The sequence below is a fragment of the Neobacillus kokaensis genome, assembly GCF_014656545.1.
GTDB classification, from domain to species: Bacteria; Bacillota; Bacilli; order Bacillales; family Cytobacillaceae; genus Neobacillus; species Neobacillus kokaensis.
Map to the genome: position 1 here is coordinate 212,744 of NZ_BNDS01000007.1, position 16,959 is coordinate 229,702.

At 37.5% G+C, this 16,959-nt stretch carries 14 protein-coding genes; 2 read left to right on the forward strand and 12 right to left on the reverse strand.

Annotation, left to right across the window (positions count from 1 at the left end; all coding sequences use genetic code 11):
* The first annotated feature begins 121 nt into the window (after positions 1-121).
* Positions 122-1,258: an alanine dehydrogenase gene (ald, locus tag IE222_RS10760; RefSeq protein ID WP_191272601.1), complete on the forward strand. Its 1,137-nt coding sequence runs from the start codon at positions 122-124 to the stop codon at positions 1,256-1,258.
* Positions 1,259-1,284: 26 nt separating this feature from the next.
* Here ald and IE222_RS10765 read toward each other — a convergent pair whose 3' ends face one another.
* From IE222_RS10765 to IE222_RS10820, 12 genes are all read right to left on the reverse strand, one after another.
* Complete coding sequence (locus IE222_RS10765; protein WP_191272603.1) at positions 1,285-2,625, reverse strand: UDP-glucose dehydrogenase family protein; 1,341 nt, start codon at positions 2,623-2,625, stop codon at positions 1,285-1,287.
* A 36-nt stretch (positions 2,626-2,661) separates the two neighbouring features.
* Complete coding sequence (locus tag IE222_RS10770; RefSeq protein ID WP_191272605.1) at positions 2,662-4,131, reverse strand: glycosyltransferase family 39 protein; 1,470 nt, start codon at positions 4,129-4,131, stop codon at positions 2,662-2,664.
* A 63-nt stretch (positions 4,132-4,194) separates the two neighbouring features.
* Entirely contained in the window at positions 4,195-5,118 is a 924-nt protein-coding gene (locus tag IE222_RS10775; RefSeq protein WP_191272607.1) for an FTR1 family iron permease, read from the reverse strand.
* A 37-nt stretch (positions 5,119-5,155) separates the two neighbouring features.
* Entirely contained in the window at positions 5,156-5,911 is a 756-nt protein-coding gene (locus IE222_RS10780; RefSeq protein ID WP_191272609.1) for a hypothetical protein, read from the reverse strand.
* A gap of 82 nt (positions 5,912-5,993) precedes the next feature.
* Positions 5,994-6,782: a glycosyltransferase family 2 protein gene (locus IE222_RS10785; RefSeq protein ID WP_191272611.1), complete on the reverse strand. Its 789-nt coding sequence runs from the start codon at positions 6,780-6,782 to the stop codon at positions 5,994-5,996.
* Positions 6,779-8,236: an alkaline phosphatase family protein gene (locus IE222_RS10790; protein WP_191272613.1), complete on the reverse strand. Its 1,458-nt coding sequence runs from the start codon at positions 8,234-8,236 to the stop codon at positions 6,779-6,781. The genes IE222_RS10785 and IE222_RS10790 overlap by 4 nt, the downstream gene beginning before the upstream one ends.
* Positions 8,233-9,183 (reverse strand): lysylphosphatidylglycerol synthase transmembrane domain-containing protein, encoded by a 951-nt coding sequence (locus IE222_RS10795; protein ID WP_191272615.1) that lies wholly within the window; start codon positions 9,181-9,183, stop codon positions 8,233-8,235. The genes IE222_RS10790 and IE222_RS10795 overlap by 4 nt, the downstream gene beginning before the upstream one ends.
* Positions 9,167-10,120, reverse strand: a complete 954-nt coding sequence (locus IE222_RS10800) for an NAD-dependent epimerase/dehydratase family protein (RefSeq protein WP_191272617.1) — start codon at positions 10,118-10,120, stop codon at positions 9,167-9,169. The genes IE222_RS10795 and IE222_RS10800 overlap by 17 nt, the downstream gene beginning before the upstream one ends.
* A gap of 99 nt (positions 10,121-10,219) precedes the next feature.
* Complete coding sequence (locus IE222_RS10805; RefSeq protein WP_191272619.1) at positions 10,220-11,395, reverse strand: hypothetical protein; 1,176 nt, start codon at positions 11,393-11,395, stop codon at positions 10,220-10,222.
* 167 nt (positions 11,396-11,562) lie between these two features.
* Positions 11,563-12,471 (reverse strand): DUF2935 domain-containing protein, encoded by a 909-nt coding sequence (locus IE222_RS10810; protein WP_191272621.1) that lies wholly within the window; start codon positions 12,469-12,471, stop codon positions 11,563-11,565.
* 134 nt (positions 12,472-12,605) lie between these two features.
* Positions 12,606-14,153, reverse strand: a complete 1,548-nt coding sequence (locus IE222_RS10815; protein WP_191272623.1) for a xanthine permease — start codon at positions 14,151-14,153, stop codon at positions 12,606-12,608.
* Between the two features lie 310 nt (positions 14,154-14,463).
* Positions 14,464-15,762 carry a purine/pyrimidine permease gene (locus IE222_RS10820; RefSeq protein ID WP_191272625.1) on the reverse strand — a complete coding sequence of 433 codons (1,299 nt, stop codon included), beginning with the start codon at positions 15,760-15,762 and terminating at the stop codon, positions 14,464-14,466.
* Between the two features lie 218 nt (positions 15,763-15,980).
* On the opposite strand from IE222_RS10820, the gene IE222_RS10825 reads away from it, so the two are divergent.
* Entirely contained in the window at positions 15,981-16,853 is an 873-nt protein-coding gene (locus tag IE222_RS10825) for an alpha/beta hydrolase (RefSeq protein WP_191272627.1), read from the forward strand.
* Positions 16,854-16,959: the final 106 nt, after the last annotated feature.

Sequence of the window (16,959 nt, forward strand, 5' to 3'; positions counted from 1 at the left end):
TTGTGAAAATTCCCAAAAGTCACGAATATCTTTCTCCATTCTAAACAAAGAAATTCACCGGTAAACATTTTATACTTTATCCATAGTAATAAATTTTTTTGAATAATGGGGAGGAAAGAAAATGTTTATCGGTGTACCTAAAGAGATTAAAAACAATGAAAATCGTGTTGCGTTGACTCCAGCAGGTGTTCTATCGTTCAAAAATGCCGGACATGGTGTTCTGGTTGAAAAAGGGGCCGGAATTGGAAGCGGTTTCGCGGATGAAGATTATGCCAAGGCTGGTGCTGAGATTATTGACGGCGCAGAAAACGTATGGGCAAAAGCAGATATGATCATGAAGGTCAAAGAACCTCTTGCAAGTGAATATCAATATTTTCGCTCTGGCTTAATCTTATTTACCTATTTACACCTTGCGGCTGAACCGGAACTGGCTGATGCGCTTAAAGAAAAAGGCGTTATTGCTATTGCATACGAAACAGTATCAGTAAACAGAACTCTTCCTTTATTAACACCTATGAGTGAAGTGGCGGGCCGTATGGCGGCACAAATCGGCGCTCAATTTTTACAAAAAAACAATGGCGGACAAGGCATTCTGCTTGCCGGCGTACCAGGTGTTAGCCGTGGCAAGGTAACGATTATTGGCGGCGGGATCGTTGGCACAAATGCTGCGAAAATGGCAATCGGTTTAGGTGCTGATGTAACAATTATCGATTTAAGTGCAGACCGCCTTCGTCAGCTGGATGATATTTTTGGTAATCAAGTAAAAACATTAATGTCTAACCCATATAATATTGCTGAAGCAGTTAAGGATGCGGACCTTTTAATTGGTGCTGTCTTAATTCCTGGCGCTAAAGCTCCTAAACTTGTAACAGAAGAAATGGTGAAAACCATGAAACCAGGTTCTGTTATTGTCGATGTTGCGATTGACCAAGGCGGGGTTGTTGAAACTAGCGATCATGTAACAACACATGATAATCCGACATTTGAAAAACATGGTGTTATTCATTATTCTGTTGCGAATATGCCTGGCGCTGTTCCAAGAACATCTACAATCGCCTTAACAAATGTAACGGTACCATTTGCTCTTCAAATTGCCAATAAAGGGGTATTCAAAGCAATTTCTGAAAACGCACCTTTGAAGCTCGGTGTCAATGTTGCTGCTGGTGAAGTCACATATGAAGCTGTAGCGAAGGATCTTGGCTATAACTATGTATCGGTTGAAGATGCACTTGGAAAGGAACTTTCTAAAGTTAAATAATTATATGTATTATAAAAAAGGCGGCTTTATTTTAGCTGCCTTTTCACATTGCTATTACCAATGACAATCGGTCGTCCAATGGAATGGTATTCTAAAGGGCATTTTTTAACTTTATCAAGCTGAAAACAATTTCTTCCATCAAATATAATCGGCTCCCTCATCCATTCATAAAAGAGATTTAATCGAATATTTCTTATCTCTTCCCATTCAGTTACAATAAATGCAAGATCGGCATTTTTCAATGCTTGTTCGATTGAATCAGCATAGTAAATTAAATCTCCTAAAACTTTTTTTGCATTTTCAACAGCCGCAGGGTCATAGGCTGTTACTTTAGCTCCTTCCATCACCAGCTGCCTTGCTAATGTGAGTGAAGCAGCATCACGCACATCATCTGTCTCAGGTTTAAACGATAACCCTAACATGGCGACATTTTTTCCCTTTAAGCTTTTAAAACGATGGATTGCCTTTTTCAGTAAAGATAATTCTTGCCGTTTATTCACTTCAAGAATGTCATGAATGAGCTGCGCAGGCTCTCCGACTTCATTAGCTAGCCCTGCCAGAGCTGCTGTATCTTTAGGAAGACATGAACCCCCAAATCCAATACCAGCTTTCAAAAAAGAGGTTCCGATCCTTGAATCCATACCAATTCCTAAAGACACATCTTCAATATTTGCGCCAATTTGTTCACATATGCCTGCAATCGTATTGGCATAGCTGATCTTTAAAGCTAGGAAAGCATTGGAGGCTGTTTTAATTAATTCAGCACTTTTTAAGTCAGTTTTCATTATGGGTATTCCAAATGGCTGATATAGCGCTTCTAAGCTGTCAAGTGCTTCTTCACTCTCCGCTCCAATAATTATCCGATCCCCATGAAATGTATCGTAAAGCGCTGACCCTTGTCGAAGAAATTCCGGGTTTGCCGCAATAAAAAACTTTATATTTCCTTTTAATTCAGTTTGGATCCATTCTTTAATTTTCCTATTTGCTCCAACTGGAACGGTACTCTTTGTAACAATCATCGCATTATTTTTTGTAATATTCCGGCCTATTTCTTTCGCAGCCTGTTCGATATATTGCAAATCAAGTGTCCCGTTTTCATCTTTCGGTGTTCCAACAGCAATGATAATCATATCGGCATCCTTAAACCCAACAAAAGAGCTGGTTGTAAAGAAAAGTTTTCCCTTCTGCATGTTTTTCCTCATCATCTCTTCTAAGCCAGGCTCATAAATGGGCGTCTTTCCACTCCTAAGTGACTCAATCTTCCTTTTGTCTTTGTCAACACAAATCACGTCATGACCAATTTCTGCTAAACTAACTCCTGTGACCAAGCCAACGTAACCGGTCCCTGCAATTGCTATTTTCTTCAAAAGCCTATTTCCTTTCTTTTAAGGAGATCATCTATTTTACTTGTCGATCCATTGATATAAAATAATTTCATTATAAACCGGATCAAAGAGTTCATTTGATTGAAATGCTGCAACTTTCTTTATCTTCCCGTCCAATAATACACCTTGTGATTTAAATCCTTGAACTACTTTATCAGTCAAATAAACAGTACTGCTGCCAAAATACTTGGTTTCGGACTGAAAAAACTCAAACGTATTGATTCTTTTATGCGTATATGGTGCGTTTAAATATTGCAGTACCCTTGTTTCTTCCCAAGTATAAAGAAGGATAGGCTGATTGACTTTTTCTAAATAAGTATTCATTTGATAAATAGCAGGCGCTTCAGCTGCTTCTTCCTTTAATAAAGAAACATCTTTTATTACTTGGCTTCCTAGAAGAAAAATAGACAGCCATAGGATTAGTATGGGCACCTTCCTAAAATAAAGTTGAATGCAAAGGAAAAATACGATAAGGATTATTAGCGGCAGTGAGTGTCTAGCTTTTTCGATATTTTGAGCAAGTAATGCCCAGACAAAATAACTGAAAAATAATATATAAAATAAATATAAAGTAAGTTTCGCCCGTATTTTTCCATGCTTATTAAAACTTCTAATGAAAATAAAAGCAATGAAAAACATAAATATAAAAGAAGTTATAATCGATTGGGTGAAAATGCCTGTCCAAAAAATATTATCCCACACCAACAATTTAAAGCGCTCGAAAAGACTCATATCTAATGCCTCGGCCGTACCGCCCCAATCGGTAAAATGGCCGCTGGTAAAGGCTAAAGAGAGTTTGATAAATCCGAGTAAACTTCCTTCAGAAATGATAAGTGCTGTGACCCAGCATGCTTGAAAGACAATTCCAAAGAGTAAATAAATAAATATTTCTCTTATCTTCATACCCTCATGCTTTACTTTCCAGAAAAAAAGAAAGATTACCCCAGTGGCAAAGGGAATATATGATAGGCGGATACCTAGCATGATACTTAAAAACGCTAATGGCAGCAAGATGGCGGTTGTATTTCTTCTATTTAGTGAAAAAACAAGACTCCATACATACCACCAAAAAGCAGCCAGTGCGGCCCCTTCTGACATTGGCTGATTAACCATAATTATAGTGTAGCTTGTTGAATAGATGACCGCTGTGGCAAGAGCAGCAAATGAACGGTTAATAAATGTCCGGTTCAGCTTGTAGATCGGAATCAAGGCCGTAAAGTAAAAAAGAATATTAAATAACGTTAACGCTTTTGAAGGGTCATTTACAAATAAAGATAGAAATTTCCCACCTAAAATAAAAAAAGGATACCCCGGAAAGTGGGGCTGCATCGCCATGATATCAAAACGTTTTACCGCCAGTGAAAAATCAACTTGATCCCACGAAGACGTATAAGGGTTTAAGAAATATAACTGAGAGATAAACACAACTAATAAGGATATACAGCTGACTGCAATCAGCAGGCCGTTTTTTACTCTTTCTGCTTTCAATTTAATACCACCCGCGTATGTAGAGAAAAAGTACAAGGCAGCTGCCTTGTACTTTCTGCTTACTTATTTAGCCTGAGGCTTTAAAACCTTTGCTGTATTTCCTTTTTCATCCTTTTTTTGCTTACTGGCAGCAGGTTTAGAGGATGTCAATAAAAGGATGACGACAAAGTATCCGATATAAGCTAACACTTCTTCAATTGACGGCATCGATGAGTATCCAAATAACGCCTTAAGGAAGATGCCTATATCTCCTGAAAGAAGAGGGGCAGTTCCAGTATCACGAAGGTAATGGGCATAATCAATCGGGTGCTCCGGTAAAAACCATGTCAAATCGTAAACATGTGGAATAACACTGCCAATTAAATTTATGTCCTGCATCATAGAAATCGCTTGGACCAGCAGTCCAGCTGAAATAAGAATAATAAAAGCACCGGTTAATTTAAAGAATGTACTTAATGGCACCCTCATGGTTCCTTTAAAGAAGAAATAAGAAACAACAGCAGCTATGATGGCACCAGTAATAGCACCCCATCCCTGCATAGCAGCTCCGATATTTCCGCCGGTAATCGCCGCAAAGAAGAAAACAGTTTCAATACCTTCGCGAAGGACAACAAGAAAGGAGTGGATTACCATTCCTACAACATTACCTGTTGTAATGAATTTGCTCATTTTTCCTTCCATATTCCCTTTAATATCACGGGCGTGGCTTGCCATCCAAAACACCATTTGGGTCAGGAGAACTGTTGAAACAAGCATAATCCCAATTTTGAGATACATTTCACTTCCCATTGCTGCAAATCCAGTAAAGACGACTTGAAATAATAAGGCTACTCCAAAACTTGCCAAAACAGCAAGACCTGCACCTAACCAAACATATTTCGTATACTGCTTATGATTCACTCTTTTTAAATAGGTCGTAATAATCCCAACAATTAATAAAGCTTCTAAAACTTCGCGAAATGTAATTAACAGGGCTTGTATTTCCATAGCAGTCTCTCCTCTCCCAAGGTGTCAATTATTATATTTATTTCCTTCTTTTACGAACAACAAAAACAATTACTGCAATGATAACCCCTGCAATTAAAACAAGTGGAATCCAATTGCGAATATTTGAAAGATCCGTCCAATCCTTTTTAGCGCTTGCTTCGGATTCTACGGCACTTTCGGAAAAGTGTCCGACCTCTAGACTTTTAATGTTAAATTCTTGTTTTAAATCATCTAAGATTTCATCTTTATTTTCTTTAAAAGCCTCAATATTCGATTCCTTTTTTCCAACTCCAAACAATCCCGGATTTCCTAACGCCTCGAGTGACTTCTCAAAATCAGCTCTGATTTTTTTATCTATTTCAGGGTGCTTAGCCTGCACTTTTGGAGACAAAGCATCATATGTAGCAAAACCTTTTGCCAGGAGTCTTTTTGTAGTCTCATATTGTGAAAAATTCTTTTCCACATTTTCTAAACGTCTTGCCACATTTAAAACAAGAAGTTTTTCCATATTTGTAATTGTTGCCTCTTTATCCTTAGCTTCTAAATTGTCTAATATTAGCTTAGAGGGCTCAGGCCCCATATGCATATCAATTTCTTCTTTAACGGTTTCATAAACCTTCTTGGCGGCAGTGAAATTTGGAGGGTTCTCATCAAGTTTGACGACCATTTCCTTATATACTTCAGCAAGCTTCTCTTCATTCGGGTCACCATATGAATAAGCCTGCACCCCATTTATATAGATATTCGAAAAAATTACGCTAATCAACAAAAACATCGTTAAAAACTTTTTCATCTAAAATTTTCCCTCCTACACTGATAATGATAATGATTATCATCCTCGCTGTCAATGGCAGAAATACGAATTATTTGTATAATTATTTATCTTCTCTAAGATTTTGCTTATTATTTGTAAATGAGAGCATTTTCGCGTGATTTTGTGATCTATTTAGATTATGCTTGTCTCTTGATACCGGTGTTCTAAGTTCCTTCAGAATAGCTGGTAATACCTTTGTCATATATGCCCTGAACTTAATAAAGGATTCCCCTGTTTTTCTTACTTGATAGCGAATAGGAATTTCTTTCATTCGAAAGCCTTTTCTTATTAAATTTAATGTAAGCACTTGAGCATAATTATAATCGTGAATAATTTCTGCCTCTTTCATGGCCTGACGGGAAAAAGCCCTCATCCCTGACTGTCCATCATAAATCCATTTTCTAAGGATGATTGCTTGCAACAGGGTAAAGCAATAATTTCCAAGCCTTCTGTTCCACTTCATGCCGTTTATCGTACCGAGAAAGCGTGAGCCCATGACATAATCAGCCGAACCTGATATGATTGGCTCAATTAACTCGGGGATTTGGTCTGCAGGATACTCATTATCAGCATCGATCATGACACCGATATCCGCACCTCGTAAAACGCATAACTCCAGACCCTTACGGACAGCAGCACCTAGTCCTTGGTTATTTACAAATGTGTAGACATAATCTGCTCCAGCTTGTTTAGACCGCGCTACAGTCTCATCAATAGATCCATCATTTACGACAATTACTTCTACACATACATTTGGATCGAAATCCCTCGGAATTCGCTGAATAACCTCTGCTATTGATTCTTCCTCATTGTGGGCAGGAAGAAACACTACCACTTTGTTTTGCTTCATTGATTGATGACCTCCTTCCTAATTGCTTCCACTAATACCGGCCCACGGGCTTTATCTGGATAAGGTGCCCCTAAAAGATAAGAAATCGTAGAAGCTAGTGATACTAAACTATGTTTTCCCTCAACACTTTTTCCTTTCTCAATGGCAGGACCATACATAAAAAATGGAACGTACCGTTCCCCCTCATCAAGATGTCCATGACCGCCAATTCCGTCAGCCTGTCCATGGTCAGCACAAACAATAAAGGTATAATTGTTTAATTTTCCTTTTTCTTTCAGCCAATTAAAATATTCCTCTACTAACAAATCGGCTTCTTCAATTTTCTGAATGTATTCATCATACAGAACTCCTCGGCTATGACCTGTTTGATCTGTACTAATCAATTGAACAATTTGCAAATCTGGATTCTGTTCATCCATTATTAGCTTTGCCCTTTCAATGATATTGCGGTCAGCAACATCATTATGCATAACTGCCGTCACCGTCTCGCAATCATCACCAAATGAGTCAACTAAATGGGCAATCCCCAATAAAGAACCCTTCTTGCCAACTTTTCTTAAGCTGTCAAATACACTTTCAACCTTCAGCCCTAGTTTCCAAACCATATTTGATGTTATTCCATGCTCAAACGGATACGTCCCCGTAAACATGGATGAAAAACAAACAACCGTTCTTGCAGGATAAACAGTTTCCATACGAGTATATTCTGTACCATTTTTTCTTAAAGAATCAAGAAACGGTGTATTGGCTTCTTCAAACCGTTCTTTTCTCATACCATCAATAACCATAACAATAACTTTTTCATTTATAGCGGAAGTTCGTTCCTTAATATTTTCTGTATAAGTGGGAATAATTTTTGGTTTCCAATCAAATAGATTCTTATGCAGGATCCAGGAAAAAATTAAAATCCCCAAATAAAAGAAAGCTAAATAACTTAATTCACTAACTGTTCCAAGTTGTTTACTAGCTGCTAAATTCCATAGTGATAATAATAGAAGAAACTTCGGCAGCTGCTCTTGGGCATTTCCGCTTGTGGAATCACTATTCTTCAACACTAACTTCCAAAAGCGGGTAAAATTCAGCCATGAAGTCCCAATACGCAAATGGTAATAAAGTGTTCCCCAAAAAAAGACAGTGAAGAAGAAATATAATCCTACCCCTGTAAGCAGAAGCCCTAGATTAACATGATTCCATATCATTAAATAAGCGACAAAGGGCAGCCACAAATAATTTCTTAAAAATAATGGATAATCATAAACAAAATAAATGATAAGCAAAGGAACAATTGCTAAAATTCCTATAGCTAAATCAACAAAAAATCCGGAATTACCAAGCTTAGAAAATGAGTAAATCAAAATGGTTCCAATCGTAAAAATAGGTGTAAACGGTTTTCCCTCGTTTAACAGGTTCCAGCACCTTGCTGCGACTTTTTCAAAAGCTGATGCCTTTTTCATTTCTGTCTTCCTCTCAATAATATTTCTTTTAATAATTTTACTTTTCTAATAGGTGAATGGATGATAATTAACAAGCCTACAAGGTAGGAAAAAAGAAATTTATAGCTATGGCTGATGAGAGCAACCAAGTACCCTGTTTCAATTGGATATTGAAAGCTCGTTAATGCCGCCGTCATGACTGATTCATATGTAGAAATTCCACCTGGAGTTATTTGAAAGATTTGCCCCCCAACAGTGATGGAATTTACCCAAATTGCCTTGTAAAATGGCAAGCTGTTGTGTAATGATGCAGTTACTCCCCAGACAACCACACCTTCCAGTACCCAGCTGACCGCCACAAAAAGTATAATGAAAAAGGCATTTTTGTGAGTTAAGCCCTCTTTTAATAAATGAAAATGTTTTTTCAAAAAGGATGGCCGGTATTTTTTAATCAATACAACTCCAATAACACCAATTATTCCAAAAAAAATAACAAGGCCTAGTGAATAACGCACTGTAAATGTTCTTGAAAACGCTGTAAGGCCAATGAACGAGAATATCATAAGGAAAAACATATCCATTGCACGAAGTACAATAACCGAATGAGCTGAGACACCTGGCTCTATTTGTTTTTCCTTCCATGTTAAAATGCCAATTCTTACTGCATCACCAAGTTTAATAGGGGTAATATGATTAACAAACAGACTCAACAGGACTCCTTCTAAACAACTGAAGAATTTAACTTTTTTTCCTAAATAAAGTCTCCACGCCTCTGCTCGAAGAATAAAAGATAACAAATAAAAAAAAGTAATGCCTAAGACCATTAAAGGGTTTCCACCAAAGAAAAATCGCTTTGCCTCTTTTAAAAAATTTGGAGCATGGAAGTATTTTATCGTTAAAAAGATAAATACGCCTAGAAGAAGGACTCCTGTTATTCTTACTAGGTATTTATTAGATTTCCGTTTCATGGTTTTTAGCCCATTCTACTGTTTTGGCAAGACCTTCTGAAAATGACACTTTAGGATTATAGCCAAGCTGCTGCTGAGCCTTGGTAATATCTGCCCACGTGGAATGAACATCACCTTGACGGAATTTGCCTTGTTTGACATTTACATCTGAAAAATGCACCTTTAATTGGTCAATTAATTCTTCTATAAAAATCGGGCTTCCAGATCCAATATTAAAAATCCCTACCCGCTGTTCTTGACGGAACGAACGAACAATACCGTTTACACAATCATCAATGTATGTATAATCCCTTGCCGTTTTGCTCCCAAATATGGTTATTTCCTGCTTAGCCGATAACTGTTTAATAAATTTCGTAATCGCCATATCAGGTCTTCCCCATGGTCCATATACCGTAAAGAAGCGGAGGATGGATACCTTATAATTATATAAAGAGGCATAGGCATGACAAAATGACTCTGCTCCATACTTAGCAGCTGCATAAGGTGAAACAACCTTCCCTTGTGCCATTTCTTCCCTGAGCGGAATATTTTGCTGTTCCCCGTAAACAGAGGAAGAAGAGGCAAAGATAACATGCTTTGTATTACATTCTCCTGCAAAACGAAGGGCGTTAATCGTTCCTTTAATATCATAATCGACATATTCATTCGGTACAGAGATCGAATGTGGAACTCCTGGAATAGCTGCCAAGTGTATAACAATCTCTGGATTAAATGACATAAATAGCGACTTCACTTCATCTGCATCATGAATTAAGCTTTTTCGGTAAAAAGCAAAAGCTCCAGCTTCTTCAATCCATTCAAGGTGGCGTTTTTTTCTCTCTATTGCATAATAATCGTGTAATTCATCTATGATCAGTACATCATGCCCTTCTTGAATCAGCCTTCGTGAAAGATGGGAACCAATAAACCCAGCTCCTCCGGTTACAGCAATCTTCAATTAAATCACCTCTATCCTAAAACAATGGTCTACTTATTCTCTCATAATCAGTAAAAAAGGAAAAACCTTGAGATTAAACCCCAGGTTTTTCCCCATTAATTATTTTGCTTTTTCAACGATTGTAGTTAGTGTTGAAATTAATTCGTCCACTTGTGCTTCCGCTGCAGCTTTATCTTTCGCTTTAGCTGTATCCACATATTTTTGGGCCTTTTCATTTAATGTCTTATATTCAGCTTCCCCAATTAAAGACTTAATGTCTTCTCCAATAATATCAATAAATAGTGCACCCTCTATACCAGTGATAACGCCTTTATCTTCACCAATCGTTTCTTTACTTTCTTTATACTCATCAATTGCAATCTTCGCAAAACCGCGTACAAATGCTTGATTTACCGCTATAGGGTCAATAGTCTTAACATCCGTCTCAAGATTAAATGATTTTTCGATAAGGGCTGCTTCATCTGCGGCATGTCCATTTAGATAGCTATAGATGGATTGGAAGAATGCCCATCCTTCAGCCTGCTCTACTTTTGCAAGGGCTGCGTCTTTGCCAGCTTCAGCTGCCGCTTTAGAGGCATATCCGTTTGGCAGTGCACCAGTTGCAAGATAGAATGTCTTCATTAACGTTTTATCCACCACTTGCTTACCAAGATTAAATGCAAGCTGGTCATTATTTTTAATAGCTGTTTCGATTTCATTAAATCCGCCATCAATGGCACTTACCATTGAAGTACCGTATGCGGCATCACGCTTTTCAACAGTAGATTTTAAAATTGCATAGAATTCTTTAGTCTCTGCTAGTTCTTCGTTCACTTTCTCAGTGTTACCCCAATTTTCCGTAATTTCAGTGAACTCATGCTTCATTGTTGTATAGAATACCTTTTGCATTAATTTATCAAAAATTTGCTTTACCACAACTTTATCCATGGAGCCGTCTTTACCTGCTGCTAAAGCTGCTGTAATCTTTTCATCGATCGTATCTTCGAATTCAGCATCACGCTTTTTTACAAGCTCTTGTAAATTTGATTGATAAATTTGCGAAACTTTATCAAAATCTACTTCTTTGCCTTCCTTTGCTTTTTCCAGCTCCGTAACGGCCTCCTTAAAAACATCCGCATATTTAACTTCGGCCTTTTCTTCAACCTCTTTTTTCTCTGCTGTTTGCTCTTTCTTTTCTTCCTTTGGCTTATTGGTATTTTCTTCTGTTTTTCCACAAGCTCCAAGAACTAGCGAAAGGGCAGCTAAAGATGCAATAAATTTTAACTTGATAGACATTGTGTATCCCCCATATGTAAATTATTTATATTTGATAATGATTATCATTCACAGTTTTCATTATAAAAGAGAATGATTCTCAATGTCAACAGATTTTTTATCAATACACAAAAATGACACAATATAAAAAAACAACCTCGTACTAATAGGTTGCTTTTTTAAGATATCTATAGACGTTGATCTTCCATTTTCTTTTTATTTAACCTATCTTCTAATACATGAATCATATATAGAAAATGGTCAGCTTCCCTTACTACATGGTCTGCTAATAAAGGATTGATGACGTTTCGAATCTGGCATGATTTTATTAATTCCAGCCCTGCTTTCTTAAAAGTACGAATTTCCTGAGCCGCATTTTCACTATCTTTATTCATTTTTCCTATTATTGGGTATGTCGGCTGTTTTTGATATAACATTGACTCAACATCTCTTGCTTGATTCAATAGCACCTCGAAATCATCTCCAAATTTTCGCGCCGTATTAATTAAATTTCTTTCCGATTGGTCAAGTAATGACGCAATAAAGCGTGAGTGTTCCATCATAATCCGCAGCCAAAAAACATTCTCGTTAATAATAGCATCCTGGATCGGTTCTAAAATACCCTGATTAAACTTTGTAAGCGTGCGTATGAAATACTCTGCTTCCCTTGCAATATGGTCAACAAGCAAAGGAAAATTAAAACCGCTTATTTTACAATTAACAATTAATATCAGAAGATTTCGTTTGAAATTACGAAAACCATGCACCAGCTCAATACTTTCTTCATTTAGTTTCCTTACCAAGGAAACATTATTTAGTACTTGATAAGCCTTTTTTTCCTGCTGCTCAAAGTAATAATGAAATCGGTCCGTTTGCTGAATTAAATGAGTATCCTTACGATTAAAGCCTTCACCTAAAAATAATGCATGTTCTTTCATGATCCTTAGCCAAAACCTATTTTCTGTTAAGGAACGTTCAACAAACATTTGTTCAGTTAACGATTCGGGTTTAGCAGCAAATGACTCTGGAGCAACTAACATCTGATTAAACTGATCTAAGCTCACATGTCCAGGTAATTGAGGCTGACTTTGATGCATGCCTTTCCTCCTTTTAGCCTTCTTTCTAAAAGGTATTTAACCTTTAAAAGGAATATTCCTCAGAAAAACATCGTTTTTTCCCATGTAAAAACCGGCACCAATTAAAATCAGTACCGGATTTCTATAGTTATATATTAAGCTGCTGAATCTTCAGTAACAGAATTATTTTGGACTTTACTCCGATCCATGGCATATTTGACCATAAATAAAGCTGTTACCATAAGGTATGCATAGACAAACTGCATCGATGCAGGCTGGGCAAATCCTACTGTTCCAGCATGAATAATGCCAAACAATGAAAGAATAGCTGCAATGGTACTAGCAATTGCTGCACGAATTGGTTGATTTTTAATAGCAAAGATGGCAATACAGCCCCACATCAAACTACTGATTGGTGCCCCATTTCCTAAATGGACTAATCCGTTATAATAGACACCTTTTGCAGCTAGAACCTTTGCCCCTACTGCCTGTCCAGTAGTGCCTGCAGCGGTCAATACATTATTTGCAAGAGATAACGCCCAGTTTGCAATCCATGGGAATAAGCAGACAAAGATAACTGGGACTTCTAGTTTTGGCGTCTCACGAACAACTTGGTTCGCGGTAACAATTCCCACATATACAAGAATTGGTACGATGGCTACAACCGGTATTATCGATAGTAACAGAGCTCCAATTCCGAAGAATGAAATAATTAACATCGAAGTTCCCGTTGCAATTGAATAACCTAATCCTGCACCCATGGACTTCCAGCCCGCATGTCCAATATAAACAGTTACCGGATATGGGTTTCCACAGAAAGCTCCAATACAGGAAGAAATACCATTAGCCAGCATGACTCTGCGGGTTTTGTATGCATCGCCTGCAGCATGCGCACTTTCAATATTCTCCAAGTCAAAAATATAATTTGCAAGTCCTAATGGCACTGCTGATGCCAAATATGGAAGGGCATGCGGAATTCCTGAAATCAGACTCGTTACATGCACTTCAGGCGGGTTAAATCCTAATGTATGTAATGCCGCAGAAATAGCTTCCGGACTTTGTAATCCGAAGCCCCAAGCTAGTATTGTACCAGCCGCTAATAAGAGAAAGCCGGTTGGTATTTTAGCGAAAATTGGTGATTTACCAAACCAGTTAAGGAAGATGATAACAAGTACTACAAAAGCCACAACAGGTGTTTCAAATGCTTGAAGCATTGGATTCATTGCAAGTAATAATAAACCCAATCCAGATAAACAGGATAATAGGACCGTTCTTGGAACGATTTTTCTAATCGTATCTCCTAAAAAGGCACCAACAATAAGAATCATTGCTTCAAATAAACACCAAACCAAGGCGATTGAGAAGGCGAATTCCGCATTATTTGTTGTTTTAAAAACCGGAAGAATAACCAAGAAGGTAACTGTAAATATTGACGGCGCACTAGGGCCTGAAGGCAATGCCGTTACATCCAGCCTTCCTGTCTCTTTTACAAGCATTCTTCCAAAAACAAAGTAGCAGCAGCTTGCTAAAAAGATGCCTAAACCAAAGCCAGGAACTATTCTTCCGTAAACAATTTCTTCTGGGAAACCTACTACGAAAAGTAATAATGAAATCATTGTTAAAAGGTTTGTTAGATTGTTTGCTAGGAGACCAAAATAAGCTGCCCAGTCACCCTTTTTCCATAATTTTAATGTTTGATCCATTCTAATACACCCCGCTCATTGTTTTTGTTTATATTTTTTGATAATTTCGTTAGCTTTTACCTCCCGTTCTATATAATACCAAAGATGTAAATGTAGTGCTTTACATAGAATATTTTAGAAGGATAAGGTTATTTCGTCATTGTTTATCCAAACCAAAAAACAAAGCCATCCCTTAGGCATGTTATACAAGAGATTGTGTGTATTTTTTGTCCAAAAAAGATGGTTGCTAATCCTCATTATTCCACTAGGATCCCGGAGAATTTCCAATAAAAAAAGCTGCCCGGACTATGCCTTGGCAGCTTTGAAATCTTTATGAACCAATGGAATCTCCAGCTGTTTTCTCTTTCCAAAACTGTTCTAAAATAATTGCGACAAACGTACCTACTAGCAGTCCATTTTTCCCGATATTTTGGATAATATAGGGCAGACCGCTAAAAGTGTCATTGGATAAAAACATCGTTCCCACGCCTAGGAGTAATGATACTCCAATGATGGTAATATTTCTGTCGCTTAAAGTCTGTTTAGTTAGCGAACGAATAGCAATTCCAAGCATTTCAATTAACGTTGCAAGAAGTGCTGCACTTGCTACAGGCAATGGTAAGGACGCTAACAATCCTACAATCCCCGGAAACAAAGAGATGAGGATCATGATTACACAAGCTATAAAAAATGGAAACACCCGATATTGTTTTGTTAATTTTACAAACCCCGCTGTTGCTGGCAGCGGCACAACTGCAATAGTGGTGAAAACACTTGAAAGGAGATGTGATAGTCCCCCAGCCGCAACCCCTTTACTCAAGCGATCCTGCATGGATCGATTATCCTTTGGAATGACCCCTTCTGCAGCTGAAATAGCCGCAATAGTATTGGAAATGAGTAAAAAAGTAAACAAAATGGCCGTAAACATTATGCTCCCATTAAAATGAGGCAGGCCCCAAGGAAAAATTTCAGGCAGCTTAAGTACCTCTGAAGAAATCGTCATGTCTTTATTTCCTTTTCCTAATAAAACAAACAGGATCCAGCCTGCTAAAATTCCAATTAAAATTGCATAGTTTTTCCAAACTCCTCTGCCCTTTGCAGAAAGAAGAATAATTAGGAAAAAGATAAACAAAGCAATTAGCAGACTAATAGAATCCAATTTCCCCACCTGTTTTGTAATCATACCGTTTACAAAAACGCCGCTTAATTGAATCGCCAGAATGAATAAAAACGTCCCTGTTACTAATGGGGTAAAGAGAAAAAGCAAGCGACGAACCCATTTTGTCATCCCCAAAAACAGCAATAGCAATCCTGCAATAAATAATCCAGCCTCTAGAGTTTGTAATGTCTCTCGAATAGAAAGACCTTGCTCTACACTAATACTGGCAAATATTACGAAAATACTCACCCATGATCCTGCAGGACCGTCCGCGATCGGATAGCGATGACCAAATCTGGCTTGAAGAAACGAACTAAGGCCAACCATAAAGAATGTTCTTTGCATAAGAGCTGCTATTTCTGTCCCGTTAAGATGAAATACATTTCCAATAACAATCGGCAGGGCAATAGAATTTGCCAGCAGATAAACAAACCATTGAAATGTACTCAAATACTTATTTTCTGTATTCATAGATATATTGGTCACCTTTCAATTTAGTAAATACTCTATTAAATTACAGATTGTGATTGTTTTATTGTAAATAAAATGTGTAAATTCGTCATTGTATATCTAATCCAAAAAAGACTTCTGCAATTTATGCATTCTACACAATGCAAGGGAAGTATTTTTTTGATAAACTTTGTAATATACAGCTAGGCAATACTATCTTTGAAATGGAAGTGGAAATAATGAAAAAGACAGTTATTTACAAACAGAACGATTCCTTCTCCATTAAAGCAGATTTCTATGAAACCAACCATGAACAAGCACCGGTTATCCTTTATATTCATGGCGGCGGTTTAGTTTGGGGAACAAGAGAAGAAATTCAGGAAGAAATGATAAATTTATATACAAATAATGGATTTGCTTTATTTTCCATCGATTATCGTCTGGCTCCGGAAACAAAACTACCAGACATTCTTGAAGATGTAAAGGATGCGATAGATTGGCTAACCGTTGAAGGACCGAAACACTTTTCTATAAATCCGAAAAAAATTGCAGTTGTAGGCAGTTCAGCAGGAGGTTTTCTTGCCCTTAGTACGGGGACATTTAAAAATAAACCCCAAGCAATTGTCTCCTTCTATGGATACGGAGATCTGCTTGGCAGCTGGGCTCAAACCCCCAGTAAATATTATCTTGAAAAGGATCTTGTTCCAAAAGAACTCGCCAAATCACTTATTTCCAATCAGCCAATAACAGAAGCTTCTGTAGAACAGCGATTCCTTCTCTATGTTTATGCAAGACAACACGGTGCTTGGATTGAAGAAATTACCGGTGTTAATCCTATTATCAATCAAGAAGAATTGCGTCGCTTTTGTCCTATTCACAATGTTACGAAAGACTACCCGCCAACTTTACTGTTACATGGAACAAAAGACACCGATGTTCCTTATGTCCAATCAGTTTTTATGCGGGCAGCTATTCTGAAAGAGTCTGTCGAAGCCAAATTAATTACAATTCCTAACGGAGAACATGTATTTGATAAAGACTTCGATAACCCTGTTGTCCACAATGCCTTGCAGCAAGTTATTGATTTTCTTCATACTCAACTTGCTGAATAAATAAAATTTATACCTTAACCCAAAAAAGAGGGTGTCCCAAAAGTAGATAACTTTTAGGGACATTCCCTCTTTTGTTTATGTACTCTGAAATTGGTCTGTTGATTTC